The 19108-nt window shown below is 60.1% G+C and carries 20 protein-coding genes; 10 read left to right on the forward strand and 10 right to left on the reverse strand.

Translation table 11 applies throughout. The features are described 5' to 3' along the window. Together ACKWJN_RS17115 and ACKWJN_RS17120 are read right to left on the reverse strand one after the other, a co-directional pair. On the reverse strand, positions 1–464 hold a 464-nt coding region (locus tag ACKWJN_RS17115; RefSeq protein ID WP_408598920.1), incomplete at its 3' end, for an RIO1 family regulatory kinase/ATPase. After that, positions 461–1474, reverse strand: coding sequence for a tRNA dihydrouridine synthase (locus ACKWJN_RS17120; RefSeq protein WP_408598922.1), 1014 nt, complete (start codon positions 1472–1474; stop codon positions 461–463). The genes ACKWJN_RS17115 and ACKWJN_RS17120, both read right to left, overlap by 4 nt. 235 nt (positions 1475–1709) lie before the next feature. On the opposite strand from ACKWJN_RS17120, the gene ACKWJN_RS17125 reads away from it, so the two are divergent. The 6 genes from ACKWJN_RS17125 to ACKWJN_RS17150 are packed head-to-tail and all read left to right on the forward strand — an operon-like array spanning position 1710 to position 5826. Next, positions 1710–2234, forward strand: coding sequence for an N-acetyltransferase family protein (locus ACKWJN_RS17125; RefSeq protein ID WP_408598924.1), 525 nt, complete (start codon positions 1710–1712; stop codon positions 2232–2234). Positions 2235–2265: 31 nt separating this feature from the next. Next, entirely contained in the window at positions 2266–2562 is a 297-nt protein-coding gene (locus ACKWJN_RS17130) for a DnaJ domain-containing protein (RefSeq protein WP_408598925.1), read from the forward strand. Positions 2563–2564: 2 nt separating this feature from the next. Next, positions 2565–3110, forward strand: a complete 546-nt coding sequence (locus tag ACKWJN_RS17135) for a hypothetical protein (protein WP_408598927.1) — start codon at positions 2565–2567, stop codon at positions 3108–3110. 15 nt (positions 3111–3125) lie between these two features. Next, a complete protein-coding gene (locus ACKWJN_RS17140) occupies positions 3126–3872 on the forward strand; it encodes a hypothetical protein (protein ID WP_408598928.1) in 747 nt (248 codons plus the stop codon). After that, positions 3872–5098, forward strand: a complete 1227-nt coding sequence (locus tag ACKWJN_RS17145; protein WP_408598930.1) for a hypothetical protein — start codon at positions 3872–3874, stop codon at positions 5096–5098. The genes ACKWJN_RS17140 and ACKWJN_RS17145 overlap by 1 nt, the downstream gene beginning before the upstream one ends. Then, positions 5080–5826, forward strand: coding sequence for a tRNA-uridine aminocarboxypropyltransferase (locus tag ACKWJN_RS17150; protein ID WP_408598931.1), 747 nt, complete (start codon positions 5080–5082; stop codon positions 5824–5826). The genes ACKWJN_RS17145 and ACKWJN_RS17150 overlap by 19 nt, the downstream gene beginning before the upstream one ends. Here the strand turns inward: ACKWJN_RS17150 and ACKWJN_RS17155 are convergent. Both ACKWJN_RS17155 and ACKWJN_RS17160 read right to left on the reverse strand, forming a co-directional pair. Next, positions 5823–6260 carry a type II toxin-antitoxin system VapC family toxin gene (locus tag ACKWJN_RS17155; protein ID WP_408598933.1) on the reverse strand — a complete coding sequence of 146 codons (438 nt, stop codon included), beginning with the start codon at positions 6258–6260 and terminating at the stop codon, positions 5823–5825. The two genes, ACKWJN_RS17150 and ACKWJN_RS17155, sit on opposite strands and share 4 nt — an antisense overlap. Beyond that, entirely contained in the window at positions 6257–6514 is a 258-nt protein-coding gene (locus ACKWJN_RS17160; protein ID WP_408598935.1) for a FitA-like ribbon-helix-helix domain-containing protein, read from the reverse strand. The genes ACKWJN_RS17155 and ACKWJN_RS17160 overlap by 4 nt, the downstream gene beginning before the upstream one ends. A 133-nt stretch (positions 6515–6647) precedes the next feature. Between ACKWJN_RS17160 and ylqF the strand changes: the two genes are divergently transcribed. The 4 genes from ylqF to ACKWJN_RS17180 all read left to right on the forward strand — a co-directional run bounded on the left by ylqF (position 6648) and on the right by ACKWJN_RS17180 (position 9887). Next, positions 6648–7580 (forward strand): ribosome biogenesis GTPase YlqF, encoded by a 933-nt coding sequence (gene ylqF, locus ACKWJN_RS17165; RefSeq protein ID WP_408598936.1) that lies wholly within the window; start codon positions 6648–6650, stop codon positions 7578–7580. Next, positions 7577–8212 carry a 3'-5' exonuclease gene (locus tag ACKWJN_RS17170; protein WP_408598938.1) on the forward strand — a complete coding sequence of 212 codons (636 nt, stop codon included), beginning with the start codon at positions 7577–7579 and terminating at the stop codon, positions 8210–8212. Before ylqF ends, ACKWJN_RS17170 begins: the two co-directional genes overlap by 4 nt. Positions 8213–8289: 77 nt before the next feature. Then, positions 8290–9183: a hypothetical protein gene (locus ACKWJN_RS17175; RefSeq protein WP_408598940.1), complete on the forward strand. Its 894-nt coding sequence runs from the start codon at positions 8290–8292 to the stop codon at positions 9181–9183. A gap of 95 nt (positions 9184–9278) precedes the next feature. Continuing rightward, on the forward strand, positions 9279–9887 hold the full coding sequence (locus ACKWJN_RS17180; RefSeq protein ID WP_408598942.1) for an NnrU family protein: 609 nt from the start codon (positions 9279–9281) through the stop codon (positions 9885–9887). 44 nt (positions 9888–9931) lie between these two features. Here ACKWJN_RS17180 and ACKWJN_RS17185 read toward each other — a convergent pair whose 3' ends face one another. The 6 genes from ACKWJN_RS17185 to aceE form a co-directional block, all read right to left on the reverse strand. Beyond that, complete coding sequence (locus ACKWJN_RS17185) at positions 9932–10546, reverse strand: glutathione S-transferase (RefSeq protein ID WP_408598944.1); 615 nt, start codon at positions 10544–10546, stop codon at positions 9932–9934. A 75-nt stretch (positions 10547–10621) separates the two neighbouring features. Beyond that, on the reverse strand, positions 10622–12772 hold the full coding sequence (locus ACKWJN_RS17190; RefSeq protein ID WP_408598945.1) for a molybdopterin cofactor-binding domain-containing protein: 2151 nt from the start codon (positions 12770–12772) through the stop codon (positions 10622–10624). Next, complete coding sequence (locus tag ACKWJN_RS17195) at positions 12769–13242, reverse strand: (2Fe-2S)-binding protein (protein WP_408598947.1); 474 nt, start codon at positions 13240–13242, stop codon at positions 12769–12771. The genes ACKWJN_RS17190 and ACKWJN_RS17195 overlap by 4 nt, the downstream gene beginning before the upstream one ends. Positions 13243–13404: 162 nt before the next feature. After that, positions 13405–15234 (reverse strand): dihydrolipoyl dehydrogenase, encoded by a 1830-nt coding sequence (lpdA, locus tag ACKWJN_RS17200; protein ID WP_408598948.1) that lies wholly within the window; start codon positions 15232–15234, stop codon positions 13405–13407. A 59-nt stretch (positions 15235–15293) separates the two neighbouring features. Beyond that, complete coding sequence (gene aceF, locus ACKWJN_RS17205) at positions 15294–16928, reverse strand: dihydrolipoyllysine-residue acetyltransferase (protein WP_408598949.1); 1635 nt, start codon at positions 16926–16928, stop codon at positions 15294–15296. 15 nt (positions 16929–16943) lie between these two features. Next, the coding region (aceE, locus tag ACKWJN_RS17210; RefSeq protein ID WP_408598950.1) for a pyruvate dehydrogenase (acetyl-transferring), homodimeric type at positions 16944–19108 on the reverse strand (2165 nt) is incomplete at its 5' end.

The following is a 19108-nucleotide window of genomic DNA, read 5'->3' on the forward strand; positions in this document are numbered from 1 at the left end:
TCGCCAATCAGGGTGCGGTGGTGCTGCAAGGCTTGTTCGGGGGTGAAGGCCACGTCGTTGAGGCGCGGGGCGGCGTCGCCCTGCGCATCGGTGACCAGCTCCATCAACAGCACGCCTTCGTAAAAGTTGTAAGGCTGGGGCACGCGCACCCCGGCACCCGCCAGGCGGTACAGCGCATCGACCTCGGCGCTTTGCCACGCAGCCTCTTGGGCTTGGCGGCCAAACTTGGTGCCCTTGGCCATGGCACGGGCCTGGCGCGAGTTTTTGACTTTGCGGTTTTCGGTGTAGTCCACCGCTTGGCGAAAGCTGCGCTGGGTGGCCTCTTTGTAAATCTTGGCGCAACGGGTGTCGTCGCCGCAGCGCACCACATAGACCATGGCTTCTTTGCCGCTCATGAGCTGACGCACCACGGTGTCGATCAGGCCTTCGTCAACAAGGGCTTGGAGTCTAGGGGGTGCTTTCATGCCACCATTTTGCGCGCGGCGTTGGTGGCCAACCATTCGGCCATGCGCTCGGGCTGGGTGACGGTGCGCAAGTCCAGGTAGGCGTCTTGGGCTTGCGGGTAGTGCTTGCGCAAAAAGTTCAACCACTGCTTGAAGCGCCCCGCTTGGTGCTGGCGCTGGATGCGGGTGCAGGTGATGTCCCAAAACGCCGCCAAGTGGGGCCCCAGGTCGTCCCAGCTCACGCCCACAAGAGACGCATCAGGGGGCGCATCAGGGGGCGCATCGGGGCGCTCATCAAGGCCGGTGGCACCTGCATCCCAGGCTTTGATGGCCAGGCCCAAGCCTGGGTTGGTCACGATACCTCTGCCCACCATCAAGGCATGGCAGCCCGACTCGGCGCGGGCCCGCAGCGCGTCGGGCACATTCCAAATTTCACCGTTGGCCACCAACGGGGTCTTGACCACGGCACGGATGTCTTCAATGCGCGGCCAATACGCCGGTGGCCGATAGCCATCGGCCTTGGTGCGCGCATGCACCACGATTTCGCTGGCCCCACCTGCCTCCAGCGCTTGGGCGCAGGCTTCGGCACGGCGGTCGTCGTCAAACCCCAGGCGCATCTTGGCCGACACCACTTGGTGCGCAGGCACCGCGCGGCGCACCGCACGCACGATCTGAAACAACACCTCGGGGTCTTGCAACAAGGCAGCACCGCCGCCATGGCGGTTGACTTGCTTGGCCGGACAGCCAAAGTTCAGGTCCACGCCATCGCAGCCCATGCCCGCCACACGGGCGGCGTTGTCGGCCAGGCAGTCGGGGTCAGAGCCCAGCAACTGCGGGCGCACCGGCACACCCGCAGGCGTGCGCCCGCCATTGGCCAACTCGGGCACCACGCGCAAAAACGTGCGCTCGGGCAGCAAGGTGTTGGTGACGCGGATGAACTCCGACACGCAGCGGTCAATGCCGCCCACACGGGTCAGCACATCGCGCAGCACGCAGTCGAGCAGGCCCTCCATGGGGGCAAGGATGATCATTGAGGGAAAGTCTTTCGCAAGGGGGCTGGCAGTGTAGATCAGGCGTGTGTGACCCCAAGCCAAGCGTGTGTCTGTGCGCAGGGCTTGGTGCTTGAACTGGGGGGTGTCTGGGGCAACGGGGCCATTTGCTGGGACAATCCATCCTTTTGCAAAAAACGGGTCCTTTTTGCCCTTCACCCTGTTTGCCGTTCATATTCGCCTTTCACACTTAGCCTTTCACGTTTGTCTTTGATCCATGTCCAGCACCCTCTCTTTCCAAGTACGCCCCGCCTCCCCTCAAGACGCCGCCCACATCGCCGAACTCTACGCAGCCACGGCCAAAGAAGCCTTCCAGTCCATGCGCACGGGCGCCACAGTGCCGCCAGTACCCGCCGTCAAAAGCACGGCCTATTGGCGTGAAGCCATTCAATACGCCGAGCCCCAGGTGCAGGTGGCGGTGGCGGACGGTCAACTGGTTGGCTTTGTGGGCTTTGACCGCTCACGCGACCCAGGCACGCCCAACACCATGGGCGAGATTTGGGACATTTACGTCAGCCCCAGCCACTGGTCGCAAGGCGTGGGTCTGGCCTTGTGGGACGCGGCACGCGAAGGCCTGCAAGAAGAAGGCTGCACCCATGTGTCCATCTGGGTGCCGATTGCCAATGACCGCGCCATGCGCTTTCACGAGTTGGCGGGCTTCAAGCGCGAGATGAACAGCGCCAAAACCGTGCCCATGGGCCCCGTGAAGGTAGAAGAAATTCGCCTCAAGCAAGCGCTGTGAAGCGCGTTCTTTGAACCACCTGTTTAAACCCATGTCTGAACCCATTTCTGAGCATTACGCCGCCCTCGGCCTCAAGAGCGATGCCAGCTTGGCTGACATCAAAAAGGCCTTCCGTCAAAAAGCCTCGCAGTTCCACCCCGACCGCAACACGGACGAGGACGCACCGGCACGCTTTCGGGCTGCGCAAGAGGCCTACGACGTGCTGTCCGACGACGCCAAGCGCCAAGCCTACGACGACAACCGCCGCCGCAACCTGCTGGATGACCCCGCACACACAGCGCGTGAGATCTGGAACAGCTACTATCAGCAACTGCTCAACCGGGCTTGACCATGCACATTTCCCCTTTCTTTCAAGAGCTGCGCTCGGCCTACCAAGCTGAACTGGATGACCTGAGCTTTGACTCGGAAGGCCAACACGTGCTGCACAAACGTTTGGCAGAAAAACGCCAGGCCATGACGTTTTTGCTGCAAATGATGGACCTCAACCCCGAGATGGTGGCCGTGGTCTTGCACCAAGCCTTTCAGTTCAACGCCCCGGCCATGATGGACCATCTGTTGAGCCGAGAGGCCGACGAATTGCTCAGCTGGGACGAGCTGTCTGACGGCTTGCACATCGCCCCCTGGGCCCAACCCATCGTGCAAACGGCCTTGAGCGAGCCCACCGGTGCCTGGTTTTTGACGGTGGCTGCGGCGCTGGAGTACATGCACCAAAAGCCCATGGGTGCTGGCGCACAGACCGCCCCGGTGGGATCAGACGACGATGCCAGCGGGCGTTCGGACTCAGGCCCCGAAGACCAGGAAGAACGCGCAGCGCGAGAGCGCGAAGAAGCTGGCAACGCCTGGATGGTGGAACAAGGCTTTGACAGCAAAGAATAAACAAGGACACACGCCATGAACGCACTCGCCCTGATTGCCAAAACCCAAAGCCTGATTGCCAGCGGTGACATCGTGGCTGCGGAAGCGGCCTTGGTGGAACTGGCCGACACCGAGGGCGACCAAGCCCTGATGGTGGTGCTGGAGCAATTGCCACCCAAAGACATCCTGGCCGTGATTCGCGAGTACGACAACTCCAAAGAGTCGGTCATCAACCTGCTGGTCTCGCCCGAGCAGTTTGCGCGCGCCGTGGTGATTGAAAAGCAATACAAAGACCTGACCCGCACCCACTTGCGCGGCATGATGAACGCCGTGATTTTTCGCGAAGACGCAGACACGGTTGAGTTTTTGAACGCCATTGGCGACCTCGAAGGCGGCGCAGAAGCCCTGGCGGACTACTTCTCGGAAAAGTGGGGCCGCATTGAATCGTTTGCCCGCACGGGCACTTTTGACATCTTGGAAGACGATGGGGCCATGCTGTCAGAAAGTGCTTTGATCGCGTCTGCCTATGTGCGCCCAAGGGTGGAAGAAGACGAAGTGGCCGACCAAGACTGGATGCAACTGGCTTGGATCCTGCGCCACCAAGTGCCTGATTTGTTCATTGAGATGCTGCTGGTGCTGCGCGCCAAAGCACGCGCCCATGACCTGGGCTTGTCTGAGGAAGAAGGTTCCGACGAAGACGACGGCAAAGTCGAGACCAGCGCCACCGACCGTGGCCAAGCCACGCCGGCAGCACGCGACTCGGACGAGGAGTCGGCCATTTGATGCCCCACCCCACCCCGCCCAGCGCTGCCAGCCAGGTGGCGATGTTCGATGGCCGTGCGTTTTTTGAAAAAGCCCTGGTGTTTGGGGTGCAACACGGCATCTTGGACCAGACCCGGCTCGACGCCATCGCCAACGACGCACCCAAAGGCATGGTGCAAATTGCGCGCTACTTTGGCAGCGAGTTTTTGCGCCCCGAGATTGAAAAAGCCAAAGACCGCATCGTCAATCTGGTGAGCCTGAACCTGGAGCTGCTCAGCGGCGGTGACTTGGCCCAAGCCGCCCAGGCCTTGCGCGAGCATTCGTTCATGTCGCGCTCCAAGGCGGCGTCGGACATGCTCAAGGCCCTGATCGTGATGCCCCAAAACACCCACTTCGGCATGAACGAGCACGGGAGCTTTGGCGACAAACACATTCCCCAATTGGCCAAGTGGTCGCTGTGCAGCTTGGCCGACTACCAAGCGGAACTGGCCAAGCGTCAACAGGTGGCCCACGTGATGGAAGCCGCCATCTGGTTGGCCGAGCCGATGGGCTTGAGTGCCGACGACCTGGAAGAAGCCGGTTGTGACGCAGAAGCCGTCATTCGCACCGCCTTGCTGGCTGGCGCGACCCGACAGACCCAATGGCCCGACTGGGTGGCGTTTCAGAAAATGGTGGCCTCCTTGCGCACATCCAGTGCCAAGAAGGCGATCACGCTCGCCAGCCCCAAGGCCCTGCCCGAAGCCTACCAAGCAGCGGTGCAAGCGTTACACCAAAGCGTGCAAGCCGACTTGCCCAAGATCTTGGACGCTACCCTCCTCCCCCACAAACTGTTCAAGCAAACGCCTGCTTTTGTGGGACGCTATTTTTGGTTGGAAGATGGTTTGTCCGAGGTGGACCACTTTGACCGTCAAGCCTCTGCCGCTTGGCACAAAGCCACGGCGGGCCACAGCGACGACAGCTCGTTGCTCACCTTGTTTTTGTGCATCGCGGCGGGCAGCCCAGGCAAGACCTTGCTGACTGAAAAAACCGCGGCCACGCTGGTGCGCAAAATTCGCAAGTCGGGCCTGAACCCGGCCCTGGCCCAGCAGTTCATCGCTGAGCACGCCCCAGCGCAGCACCAAAGCGACTACCTGCGCATGTGGCGCAGCTTTGTGGACGAGGCACAGGCCACGCTCCAGAGCGACCACGACTACAAGCTGCACGATGCCTTGGCTTTGCTGCGGCGCGAATGCAATGTGAGCGACTGAACTTGTTGCCCACGCCACCCCACGCCGTCTCGCGCTTGCGCAGCGCACGCCTGGCGCGCAGCGTGAAACCCTTTTTGGCCCGGGGCGGCTCTCAGGTCGAGCACTGCGCGGGCTGTCGCCTCATCCTCAGCCACTGCCTGTGCGCGCTGCGCCACAGCGTGCCCTCCCGCTCGGGCATGTGCCTGCTCATGGCCGACATTGAACCGCTCAAGCCCAGCAACACCGGCTGGCTGATTGCCGACGTGGTGCCAGACACCTTTGCTTTTGGTTGGGCCCGAACCGAGGTCGACCCCGCCTTGTTGCGCTTATTGGCCGACCCGCAATGGCAAGGCTATGTGGTGTTTCCCGGAGAGTTTGTGTCGCCTGAACGTGTGGTGAGCCAGGTGCAACACGACGACGCACGCCGCCCACTGTTCATCTTGCTGGACGGCACGTGGGCCGAAGCCTGCAAGATGTTTCGCAAAAGCCCGTACCTGAGCCAGCTTCCCGTCCTCAGCCTGAGCCCTGAACACCTGTCGCGCTACACGCTGCGCCGCTCCAAACGCGACGACCACTTTTGCACCGCAGAGGTGGGGGCCATGTGCCTGGGTTTGGCCCATGACACGCATGCCGCCGACACCTTGAACGCCTACCTGGATGTCTACACCGAGCACTACCTCAAGGCCAAACACCAACAAGCGGTGGACTTGGACGATGCCGTGCACAGGGGCTTGCGGGCCTTGCGTTAAACCACTGCCCAAGGATTCAAGAGCGAGAGGCCTAAACCCGCAAAGTGTTTGACATTGCGCGTGGCCAGCACCGCACCATGGGCCAGACAGATGGCGGCTATCTGCGCATCTGCCATGGCCAAGGCGTGGCCTTGGCGCTCTTGGTTGGCCACCAACTCGGCATAGATCACCGCAGACTCTAAATCGAACGGCAAGACGCGCCCCATGAAGTCCTCGTCCAACATGGCAGACACCGTCTGCGCCAATACCGTCTGCGCCAATTGGCGCTTGCGCGCGCCCTCCGACAAGCGTGCAACGCCATACAAAAGCTCAGACACCACCACACTGTTGAGCCACAACTCGTGCGTGGCTTGCGCATTCAACCAAGCCAAGACACCTGGCTCGGGCGCTGGTCGCATCAACTCAGACACCACGTTGGTGTCGAGAACGATCAAGACGAAGCCTCAGTCTTGAAATCTTGTGCACGCGGCAAATCACGGCGCTCAGGCAGCGGCAACTCCACGCCGCCCAAGCGTGCGAATCGGGCATGAATGCGGCTTCCCAAGCCTGTGGTTGCAGCGGGTTGCGTCAACACATTGCGCAAGATGGTGCGAACCTCTTCCTCCATCGACCGACCGTGCGCGGCAGCGGCATGGCGCAGTTTGTCTTTGATGGCGGGTTCGATGTTGCGGATGGTCAAGGTGCTCATGCGGGTCTCCTGCTGGTTAAAATTATATGCAAGCATTGCTAGCAACGAAAGCAATCCTTGATGTTCCAACGGCAGGGTCACCATGCCGTGACCGACAATGGCGACCTTTACTTTCAGTCGGCAGCGACTTTCTATGGCGATTCAATGGTTTCCCGGACACATGCACCTCACGCGCAAAGCGATTGGGGAGCGCATCAAAGACATTGACGTGGTCATTGAAATGCTCGACGCGCGGCTGCCCGGCTCCAGCGCCAACCCGATGCTGGCTGAGCTGATCAAGGGTAAACCTGCGCTCAAGGTACTCAGCAAACAAGACCTGGCAGACCCAGCACGCACCGCTTTGTGGCTGGCCCATTACAACGCCCTGCCGGGAGTCAAGGCGATTGGCCTAGACACCAGCATGACCTCACCCGCCAAAGCCTTGGTAGACGCGTGCCAACAACTTGCGCCTAACCGGGGCGGCATGGTCAAGCCCATGCGGGTGTTGATTTGCGGCATTCCCAACGTGGGCAAGTCCACCTTGATCAACACCCTCAAAGGCAAGCGCGCGGCCAAGACCGGCGACGAAGCCGGTGTGACCAAGCTGGAGCAACGCATCACGCTGGCCGACGACTTTTATTTGTACGACACACCGGGCGTACTGTGGCCACGCATCATCGTGGCGCAAAGCGGCTACAACCTGGCGGCCAGCGGTGCCATTGGCGTGAACGCCTTCGACGAAGAAGAAGTGGCACTGGAACTGCTGAACTACCTGATACCCCACTACCCCCAGGCGCTGCATGCGCGCTACAAAGTCAACGAGGTGCCCAGCCACTCCGACGAGCAACTGCTAGAAGCGATTGGCCGCCAACGCGGTGCGGTGCAAAGCGGTGGGCGCGTGAACACGGCCAAAGCCGCAGACATCGTGATCCACGATTTCCGCTCTGGCGCGCTGGGCCGCTTGACGCTTGAGACCCCCCAAGAGTTTGGGCAATGGCTGGCCGAGGGCAAACAAGCCGATGCCGAGCGTGCGGTACGCAAAGAAGGTACAGAAAAAAACAAGCCGAAGAAAAAAACACGCCCGTGAACGCTTCACCACACACCCCGCATCATCGCGACACCCCTGACAAAGAAGCCATTGCCCTGCTGCCGCCCTTCGAGCGGCTGGGGCTGGACCGCATCACCCAGGTGAACACGGGCAAGCAGGCCCAACTTGCGCACGACGCACTGGTGTCGGCCCGTGCCTGGGGCTTTGACACCGAGTCCAAACCGACCTTCAAGGTGGGCGAAGCCTCCGACGGGCCGCATGTGTTGCAACTCTCAACCGGCGAACGCGCTTGGGTGTTTCAACTGCACGAGCCTGAGTGCCGTGCTGTTGCCGCTGACTTGCTGGCACGCGGTGGCATTGCCAAAGCGGGCTTTGGTTTGGGCGATGACCGCAAACGCATCATCCAAAAATTTGGCGTCGAGCCAGCGGGTGTTTTGGAGCTGAACACGATTTTTCGTGCACAGGGTTACCGCAAAGAAATGGGCGTCAAAGGCGCGGTGGCGGTGCTGTTCAACCAGCGGTTTCAAAAGTCCAAAAAAGCGGCGACCAGCAATTGGGCCAACCTACGTTTGACCGAGTCGCAGCTCATTTATGCGGCCAACGATGCGTATGCGGCGTTTCGGGTGTGGGAAGCTTTGCATCCAAGCGTCCAACCCCACGCGAAGTCCTAAAATTGAGGCCGTCTTGAACTCGGTGGTCGCGCCCAAGTTCTAGCCCCATTCAGACCCAACCTCCCCTCCTTCTCACCATGTCCCACACTGCGGGCCACAGCGCTGGCACACCCCCTGACACCAACACCTCGGTGATGGAATTTGCCAATGCTTTGTGGCGCGTGCGTCGGCCCAAGCCCTTTGTGTTGGTCATCGAAGGCGAAGCAGGACAAGCGGCCCCCAGCGACTACCTGCACGACAAGCTGCTCTTGCCCGAATGGCGCGAGGCCTTTTACCAATTGGTCGATGCCACGGGCTTGGTGGTGTGCCTGAACGTACACACCCAACACCCCGCCTACCGCGATGTGCGCGGACGCTCTAGCAAAGGGCGGTTGAGCCAAGGCGAGTACTACCACCACGACGGGTGCACCGGCCCCGTGAAGCCCCGCTTTGTGGAAATTCGCTGCCCGATTCAGCCGCAAACACGCGGCATCGCCACCGCCGTGGCACCGCACCGCGAGGTGGTGAAAGCCATGGTGCACGTGCTGCCCGCCGAGTTAGCAGCCACGCCTGCATTGGCCGGAGTTGACATGCGCCTAGCCACCATCAGCCTGATGGACGATGCGGCACTTGACCACCTGCAAGGCCTGATCACGCGCACCGTGCGCAAAAAGCTCAACGCCGAAGGCGCACGCAGCTACTTTCGTGAAGTGGATGCCGCCGCCAATGCTTACTTTGAACCTTGGGCCTTGGGCGAGAGCCGCTTCATCGCCAACGCCAACAGCGGCGTGACCATGCAACACCGCCGCGCCTACCAAGCCCCACACACGGGCGGCGTGGCCAATGGCCATTTGGTCAAGCGCTGGACGAATGAAGAGTTGCTGCTACCCGGCCAAGTGGCAGACCTTGCCTTGATTGCCGCGCTGTGCAGCGAAGAAGGTGATGAGGCCGATGGGGAGCGGGCTGAGGGGTGTTACCTTGGGGCGCATTGAGCAGAAACTGCGACCAAAACACATGTATTTTTAATTTGCTCTCGACTTTTTAATATTCCTAGAGAATGTCTGTTCTGTCCTAACAAGGAGTTGGCATGGCTTGGTTGATCTTGGGTTTGGTTCTTTTTTTGGGCGCGCATTCAATACGCATCTTTGCTGAAGGATGGCGAACCAGAACCATCGCGGCCTGGGGTGAGAAGCCCTTCAAAGGGGTCTACGCTTTGGTGTCTTTGTTGGGTTTTTATGCCTTGATCGTTGGCTATGCCCAAGTGCGTCTGGAGCCGGTGGTCATCTGGCAGCCCCCCATTGCGACTCGCCACATCAGTGTGTTGCTGATGTTGTTTGCAAGTATCTTGCTGGTGGCAACGTACATCCCGGCCAATCATTTCAAAGTGCGCCTGCGCCACCCGATGGTGTTGTCCGTGAAGGTGTGGGCCTTGGCGCATGTGTTGTCCAACGGGAATTTGGCTGATCTGATCTTGTTCGGTGCGTTTTTGGCATGGTCCGTCATGAACTTCAAATCTGCGCGTGCACGCGACCGCACTCAAGCCGAGCAGCAAGCGCTGGTGTCAGATGCCACTGCGCAACCCGTTCTTCCCCAAACATCTGCCACGCTCGTCACAGTCGGCGTTGGTGTTGTTCTTTGGGGGCTCATCACCTTTGTTTTGCATGCTCGGGTGGTTGGCGTGTCGCCGCTGGGTTGAGACAGCAGAAGTGTCGGGCTTAAGCGCCGGGCTAGAGCGCCGGGCTAGAGCGCCGATTTTCTCATCGCCTCGGTAAATAGCCCGCTCCCCAACCAAGCCGCCAGCCATGCTTTCACGGCTGGCAAAGGCAAGCCCTCAAACCGCTCAGGGTCAACGGCGGCGAACTGACGCACAAAGGGAAAGATGCCGATGTCTGACGCACAGGGGCTGGCACCGCCCAGCTGCGGTTGGCTGTGCAGTTCTTGCTCCAGAGGTTCAAGCAGCACGGCCACGGCTTGCTGAAAGTGATGTTCGCGCGTCATGGCATCGGCAAAGCGCTGCGGGTATTTGTAGCGGTCGAGGTGATGTTTGAAGGGGCCGTCACAGGCCTGCTGCAAGGCTAGGTTCGGGGAAGTTTGGGCCCTCGCCCACCCATGGTCCGTGTCGCCACTTTGCTCAAAGGCCCAGCGCATGATGTCCAAGCTTTGCTCCAGCACCACGCCATTGGGCAGCACCAGCACGGGCACGGTGCCTTTGGGCGAGAGGGCCAGCATGGCAGGCGGTTTGTCGCGCAACGACACCTCATGCGGCTGGTAGGCGACACCCGCTTGCAGCAAGGCCATGCGGGCGCGCATGGCGTAGGGGCAACGGCGGTAGGTGTAGAGCAATGGGGCTGGCATAAGCGATGAAAAAGCCGCCCAGCTTTGCAGCCGGGCGGCTTGTATTTTCACACCGTGTGGTGTGCCCCGCAGTGCTTACACCGACGCAAAGGGTAAGGTGCGCAAACGCTTGTTGGTCAAGCTGGCCACCGCATTGGCAACAGCCGGCGCGATGGGCGGCAGACCTGCTTCACCCATGCCACCGGGGTGGTTGTCGGTGGGCATGACCTTGACGGAGATCAACGGCGTTTCATGCGCACGCAAGATGCGGTAACTGTTGAGGTTGGTTTGTTGCGCCTCGCCATTTTTAAGCGTGATGCGCTCATGCAAAGCGGCAGACAAACCAAACACCACCGAGCCTTCGACTTGCGCCTGGATGTTTCTCGGTTGCAAGGCATGGCCGCAGTCCACCGCCGCCCACACTTGGTGGACGCGCGGACGCCCGCCTTCGATGGACACCTCGGCCACCATGGCAATGTGCGTGTTCCAAGCGTCTGAATAGGCCAAGCCCAAGGCGCGACCGGCAGGCAAGGAGCGGCCCCAGTTCGCCATGGCACCGACTTCGCGCACCACGGCGGCACCGCGTGGGGTTTTGTCCAGCAGTTGCAAGCGATAGGCCAATGGATCGGCACCCACACCTCGCGCGATTTCGTCGATCAGTGTTTCGATTGCAAACTTGGTGTAGCCCGGGCCCACCGCACGCCAAAAACCGGCTTGCACGCCGCGCTCTTCGATCATGAATTGCACGTGGTGGTTGTCGATGTTGTAGGTGATCTCTGTGCCTTCCAAAACCGGTGCGTCTTTGCCGCCCGATGCCTTGAAGGCAGGTGGGGCGACGCGCGCGTAGATGCCCTCGGACACCACGCGGTGCAACAAGCCCGTGATCTTGCCTTGTGCATCGACCGCCGCCACCAAATGCTGGCTGGTCAAGGGGCGGTATTTGTCGTGCGCGATGTCGTCTTCTCGGGTCCAAATCACCTGGATTGGAGTGCCCGGCATGGCCTTGGCGACCAAGGCCGCATCGACGGCGTAATCGGGCTCAACACGTCGCCCGAAGCCGCCGCCGAGCAAGGTGATGTGGATGGTGATGTTCTCTGGTTTGAAACCCGCCGCACCACCCAAGGCACCGATGATGAACGTGGGGGACTGCGAAGGCGCCCACACCTCGATCTTGTCGCCATCGACCTTGGCCGTGCAGTTCATGGGTTCCATGCAGATGTGGCTGACCATCTCGCTGGTGTAGGTGGCGCTGAAGGTTTTGCTCGCCCCAGCAATGCTGAGGGAGGCATTGCCGTGGCTCAAAAAATCGATGCCCTTGTCGAGCAGGTTTTCTGAGCGGGCCACGTACTCGGCCAGCACTTTGTCGCTTTGATGGTTGCGTGCCTTTGACGTGGTGCTCCACTCGGCCTTGAGCAAGTCACGCGCTTTGCGTGCGGTGTGGAATGAGTCGGCCACCACCGCCACGCCATAGGGCAACCGCACCACGCGTTTGACGCCTGGAACTGCCGCTGCGGCGCTGTCGTCTACCTTGACCAAGGTTTCGCCATGCACCGGTGCACGCAACACCGAAGCCCACAGCATGCCGGGCATGCGTTGGTCAATACCGTATTTGGCCGTGCCATTGGACTTGGACGCCACGTCCACACGAGCAATGTCTGTGCCGATGATTTTGAAGTCGCGCATCGGCTTGAGCATCGACTTGTCCACCTTGGGCAGTTCGCTGGGGACTTGCGCCACTTTGGCCAGTTCGCCGTAACCCATCTTGCGGCCACTGCTGTGGATCACGTGTCCTTTTTCGGTGCGCAATTCGGTGACAGGCACGTTCATGGCTTTGGCTGCGACGTCGAGCAAGACCAAGCGCACTTGAGCACCTGCCATGCGAATCGGGTCGTAGTAGCCTTGCACCGTGCGCGATGCACCCGTGACCATGCCGCCACCAAAACGCGGGTTGCCAAACAATTTAGGGTTGCCCGGGGCTTGAACAACTTTGACGTTTTTCCAATCCAGGTCGAGTTCTTCGGCCAGCAACATGGGCATGGCGGTCATGGTGCCTTGTCCCATCTCAGCAGCAGGCGACATCAAGGTGACGGTTCCGTCGGCGGCAATGTTGACCCAGCCGTTGGGGTTGAAGTTGGCCGTCTGCGCCTGCGCTAGCTGGGATGCGGTCAGGCCAAAAGAAACACTCAGGGCCAGGGTACCGGAGCCTGCCAAGAACGAGCGACGTGAGAGTTCTGAGACGGTCTTCATGCTTTGCTCCCAGTCAAGGTTTTCTGTGCCGTTGAAACAGCACTGGCAATTTGGTTGTAGGTGCCGCAACGGCACAAGTTGCCGCTGAGGGCTTGCAAGATGTCCGTGCGAGAGAGTGCGGATTTGCTGGTGTTCAACAATTTGGCAGCGGACATCATTTGTCCTGACTGGCAGTAGCCGCACTGCGGGGCTTGCTCTTTGTTCCAAGCGGCTTCGAGTGCTTTGCCGGTGCGCGTCTGCACCAAGCCTTCAATGGTCGTCACCTTGCGGCCCGCCACGCTGCTCAGGGGGATCGAGCATGAGCGAACGGGCTCACCATCGAGGTGAACTGTGCATGCGCCGCATTGCGCCACACCGCAGCCAAACTTGGTGCCAGTGAGTTGAAGCTCTTCTCGAATAACCCACAGCAAGGGCGTGTCTGGCGTGGCGTTCGCTGACACCTTCTTGTTGTTAACGGTGATTTGAACCATGAAGTCTCCTTGTTGGTATGGAAGTCAATCAAAAAGTGAGTCTAGCGAGACTGCCCTCGATCTCCATCAACAAAATCATGGTGCTTACCCGAATCGATCGGATCGCAAAAAAGCCGCCAACCCTTTCAGGGTGGCGGCATTTTCTTTGCAGCTCGCAGTGTTTTATTTCTTGCTAGGCGGCACGTCGGTGCAGCTGCCATGCGCGATCTCTGCCGCCATGCCAATGCTTTCGCCCAGCGTGGGGTGCGGATGGATGGTTTTGCCGATGTCCACGGCGTCGGCGCCCATCTCAATCGCCAGAGCGATCTCGCCAATCATGTCGCCTGCGTGGGTGCCGACCATGCCGCCGCCCAAGATCTTGCCGTGGCCATGCGCCTCAGGAGAATCGTCAAACAGCAGTTTGGTCACGCCTTCGTCGCGGCCATTGGCAATGGCGCGGCCGGATGCCGTCCAAGGGAACAGGCCTTTTTTGACCTTGATGCCTTGGGCTTTGGCTTGGTCTTCGGTCAGGCCCACCCAGGCCACTTCGGGGTCGGTGTAGGCCACGCTGGGGATGACGCGGGCGTTGAACGCCGCAGCAGCCAGCTCTTTGTTGCCTTGCAGTTCACCGGCAATCACTTCGGCGGCCACATGCGCTTCGTGCACGGCCTTGTGCGCCAACATGGGCTGACCCACGATGTCACCAATGGCAAAGATGTGCGGCACGTTGGTGCGCATTTGAATGTCAACGTTGATGAAGCCACGGTCCGTCACAGCCACGCCAGCTTTGTCAGCGGCAATCTTCTTGCCATTGGGTGTGCGGCCCACGGCTTGCAACACCAGGTCGTACACCTGCGGTGCGGGGGCGGTGCCGCCCTCTTGAGCCGGTGCAAACGTGACTTCAATGCCTTCTGGCAAGGCGCGTGCAGACACGGTTTTGGTGTTGAGCATGATGTTGTCAAAGCGCTTGGCGTTCATCTTTTGCCAGATCTTGACCAAGTCGCGATCCGCGCCTTGCATGAGGCCGTCCATCATTTCCACCACGTCCAGGCGTGCGCCCAGGGTGCTGTAGACGGTGCCCATCTCTAAGCCAATGATGCCGCCGCCCAAGATGAGCATGCGTTTGGGCACTTCTTTGAGGGCCAAGGCACCTGTGCTGTCGACCACACGGGGGTCTTCGGGCATGAAGGGCAAGCGCACGGCTTGTGAACCCGCCGCAATGATGGCGCGCTTGAAAGCGACTACTTTTTTAGTGCCGGTTTTTTCTTGTGCTGTGCCGCTGGTTTCTTCCACTTCCAGGTGGTTGGCGCCCACAAAGTGACCGTAGCCACGCACCGTGGTGACCTTGCGCATCTTGGCCATGGCTGCCAGGCCGCCCGTCAATTTGCCGATGACTTTTTCTTTGTGGCCGCGCAGTTTGTCGATGTTGACCACCGGTGCGCCAAAGTCCACCCCGAGGTCGGCCATGTGGCTGACTTCGTCCATGACCGAGGCCACGTGCAACAGCGCTTTGGAAGGAATACAGCCCACGTTCAGACAGACACCGCCCAGAGTGGCATAGCGCTCGACGATGACGACCTTGAGACCTAAGTCTGCAGCGCGAAACGCTGCCGAGTAACCGCCAGGGCCACCGCCCAAGACCAACACATCGCACTCGATGTCAGCCGAGCCACCGAATGACGAGGCGGTGGGTGCTGGCGCAGCCGCCGCAGGTGCAGCGGCTGTTGTTGCGGCTGGCGCTGGCGTGGGTGCAGCAGCAGGGGCAGCCGCAGCGCCCTCGCCTTCAAGCACCAAGACCACCGAGCCTTGTTTGACTTTGTCGCCGAGTTTCACGCGCAGCTCTTTGACCACGCCGGCGTGTGACGACGGAATTTCCATCGAGGCTTTGTCGGACTCGACGGTGATGAGCGATTGCTCGGCCTTCACGGTGTCGCCGGGTTTGACCAGCAACTCGATCACGGCCACTTCGTCGAAGTCGCCGATGTCTGGAACTTGAATATCAATGAGTGCCATGTCGTTCTCAATCAGTTGAGGACAGAGCGACGCACCGCGTCGGTCTGTCCCGCAAGTTATTAAAGGAGCACGCGACGGAAGTCGCTGAGGATTTGGCCCAAGAAGGCATTGAAGCGTGCAGCAGCCGCGCCGTCGATCACGCGGTGATCCCAGGTCAAGCTCAGCGGCAACATCAAACGGGGCTGGAAGGCCTTGCCGTCCCATACCGGCTCCATGGTGCTCTTGCACACGCCCAAGATGGCCACTTCGGGCGCATTGATGATGGGGGTGAAGTACTTGCCACCGATGCCGCCCAAGCTGGAGATGGTGAACGTGGCACCGGTCATTTCGGCGGGGCCGAGTTTGCCGTCGCGCGCTTTCTTGGCCAGCTCAGACATTTCTTGGCTGATTTGCAGCACGCCTTTTTTGTCGCAATCGCGGATGACGGGAACCATCAAGCCATTGGGCGTGTCAGCGGCAAAGCCGATGTGCCAGTAGTTTTTGTAGACCAGGGCATCGCCATCCAAGCTGCTGTTGAATTCAGGGTACTTCTTGAGCGCGGCCACACAGGCCTTGATCAAGAAAGCCAGCATGGTGACTTTGACGCCCGACTTCTCGTTTTCTTTGTTGGTCGAGACGCGGAAAGCTTCGAGGTCGGTGATGTCTGCGTCGTCGTGGTTGGTGACGGCCGGAATCATCACGGCGTTGCGCAACAGGTTGGCACCGCTGATCTTCTTGATGCGCCCCATCTCTTTGCGCTCGATGGGACCGAACTTGGCAAAGTCAACCTTGGGCCAAGGAATCAGGCCCAAGCCAGCACCATCGCCACCGCCAGCAGGTGCTTTGGCCGCCTGAGCTTTGGTTTGGGTGGCACCCGACATGACAGCCTTGGTGAAGGCTTGGACATCGTCTTGGGTGATGCGGCCTTTCGGGCCTTGGCCTTTGACTTCTTCCAGTGGCACGCCCAGTTCGCGGGCGAACTTGCGCACCGAAGGCGATGCATGGGGCAGGCCCAGTGTGGAAGCACCCGGTGCATGCGCAGGAGCGGCCACGGCGGCGGCGGCCACAGCGACAGCAGTGGGCGCAGAAACGGCAGCAGCCACAGGCGTTGCCACAGCGGCAGCAGCAACAGCCACAGAGCCTTCGAGAATGGCCAACAAGTCACCGATGTTGACCTTGTCACCCACTTTGACTTTGAGCTCTTTGAGCACGCCGGCGTGTGAGGATGGAATTTCCATCGAAGCCTTGTCCGACTCCACCGTGATGAGCGACTGCTCGACCTTGATGGCGTCACCCGGTTTGACGAACACTTCGATGACGGCCACGTCTTTGAAGTCGCCAATATCTGGCACATGAATGTCAATCGGGCCTGAGGCGGCTGGGGCTGCGGCGGGGGCCACGACCGCCACAGGTGCGGCGACGGCTGCGGACGCAACGGCGGCAGGTGCCGAAGCCACTGCGGCAGGGGCTGCGGCGGCCGAGGCCTCCACCACCAAGACCACCGAGCCTTGTTTGACTTTGTCACCCAGCTTGACGCGCAGTTCTTTGACCACACCAGCGGTGCTGGATGGAATTTCCATCGAGGCTTTGTCGGACTCGACCGTGATCAAGGACTGCTCAGCCTTGACCGTGTCGCCCACTTTGACCAGCAGTTCAATGACTGCCACTTCGTCGAAATCGCCAATGTCTGGGACTTTTACTTCTACCAATGCCATGTTTTGTCTCCCGAATTAAGCGTGCAGCGGGTTGATCTTGTCGACTTTGATGCCGTACTTTTGAATCGCCTCAGCCACTTGGCTCACCGGCACGGTGCCGTCTTCGCTCAGGGCCTTGAGTGCCGCCACGACGATGTAGTGGCGGTTGATTTCAAAGTGCTCGCGCAGCTTGCTGCGGAAGTCGCTGCGGCCGAAACCATCGGTGCCCAACACCTTGTAGGTGCGGCCCTTGGGAATGAACGGGCGAATTTGCTCGGCATAGGCCTTCATGTAGTCGGTCGAGGCCACCACTGGACCGGTATAGGGGTCGAGCTGTGCGGCCACAAACGGCACTTTCGGTGCGTCTGTCGGGTGCAACAGGTTGTAACGCTCGGCGTCTTGGCCATCGCGGGTCAGCTCGTTGAAGCTGGGGCAGCTCCACACGTTGGCTGCCACGCCCCAGTCGGCGGCCAGCAAGTCGCGGGCGGCGATGGATTCACGCAAGATGGTGCCAGAGCCCAACAGGTTGACGCGTGGTGCTTTTTTGGCACCCTCGCCTTGCTGCAGCAAGTACATGCCTTTGATGATTTGCTCTTCCGTGCCGGCCTTGAGGCCTGGCATGGCGTAGTTCTCGTTCAACAAGGTCAGGTAGTAGAAGACGTTGTCTTGCTTCTCGACCATGCGCTTCAAGCCGTGGTGCAAGATGATGCCCACTTCGTGTGCGAAGGTCGGGTCATACGACACGCAGTTGGGGATGGTGTTGGCCATGATGTGGCTGTGACCGTCTTCGTGCTGCAAGCCTTCGCCGTTCAAGGTGGTGCGGCCCGAGGTGCCGCCCAACAAGAAGCCACGTGCTTGCATGTCGCCTGCGGCCCAGGCCAAGTCGCCAATGCGCTGGAAGCCAAACATCGAGTAGTACACGTAGAACGGCACCATGATGCGGTTGCTGGTGGAGTAGCTGGTGGCCGCTGCAATCCAGCTCGACATGCCGCCGGCTTCGTTGATGCCTTCTTGCAAGATCTGGCCCGCCACGTCTTCCTTGTAGTACATGACCTGGTCTTTGTCGACCGGGGTGTACTGCTGACCGGCAGGGTTGTAAATACCGATTTGACGGAACAAACCTTCCATACCAAAGGTACGGGCTTCGTCCACCAAAATAGGCACCACGCGTGGGCCCAAGGCTTGGTCACGCAGCAACTGCGTGAGGAAGCGCACATAGGCTTGGGTGGTCGAGATTTCACGACCTTCGGGGGTGGGGTCCATCACCGATTTGAAAATGTCCAACGAAGGCACCGTGAAGCTTTCTTCAGCTTTGGTGCGACGGTGAGGCAAGTAGCCACCCAAGGCCTTGCGGCGCTCGTGCAGGTAACGCATTTCGGGCGTGTCGTCCGCGGGCTTGTAAAACGGAATCTTGGACAACTCGCTGTCTGGGACCGGAATATTGAAGCGGTCGCGCATGTACTTGATGTCTTCGTCTGTGAGCTTCTTGGTTTGGTGGACGTTGTTCTTGCCCTCGCCCGCTTTGCCCATGCCAAAACCTTTGACGGTTTTGATCAACAGCACCGTGGGTTGACCTTTGTGGTTCACCGCTTGGTGGTAAGCCGCATAAACCTTTTGGGGGTCGTGGCCACCGCGCTTGAGGTTCCAAATTTCGTCGTCGCTCATGTGCGCCACCATCTCGAGGGTGCGCGGATCGCGGCCAAAGAAATGTTTGCGCACGTAAGCGCCGTCGTTGGCTTTGAAAGCTTGGTAGTCGCCGTCCAAGGTTTCCATCATGATTTTCTTGAGCGCACCGTCTTTGTCACGGGCCAGCAAAGGGTCCCAACCGGAGCCCCAAAGCAGTTTGATCACGTTCCATCCCGAGCCACGGAACTCGCCTTCCAGCTCTTGCACGATCTTGCCGTTGCCACGCACGGGGCCGTCCAGGCGCTGCAAGTTGCAATTCACCACGAAGATCAGGTTGTCAAGGTTTTCGCGCGCGGCCAAACCAATCGCACCCAAAGATTCCACCTCATCCATCTCACCATCACCACAGAACACCCACACTTTGCGGTTTTCAGTGTTGGCAATGCCACGGGCGTGCAAATACTTCAAAAAGCGCGCTTGGTAAATGGCCATCAAAGGGCCTAGGCCCATAGAGACGGTGGGGACCTGCCAAAACTCAGGCATCAGTTTGGGGTGTGGGTAGCTGGAGAGGCCGT

This window comes from Limnohabitans sp. (genome assembly GCF_046052825.1).
Classification (GTDB): domain Bacteria; phylum Pseudomonadota; class Gammaproteobacteria; order Burkholderiales; family Burkholderiaceae_C; genus Limnohabitans.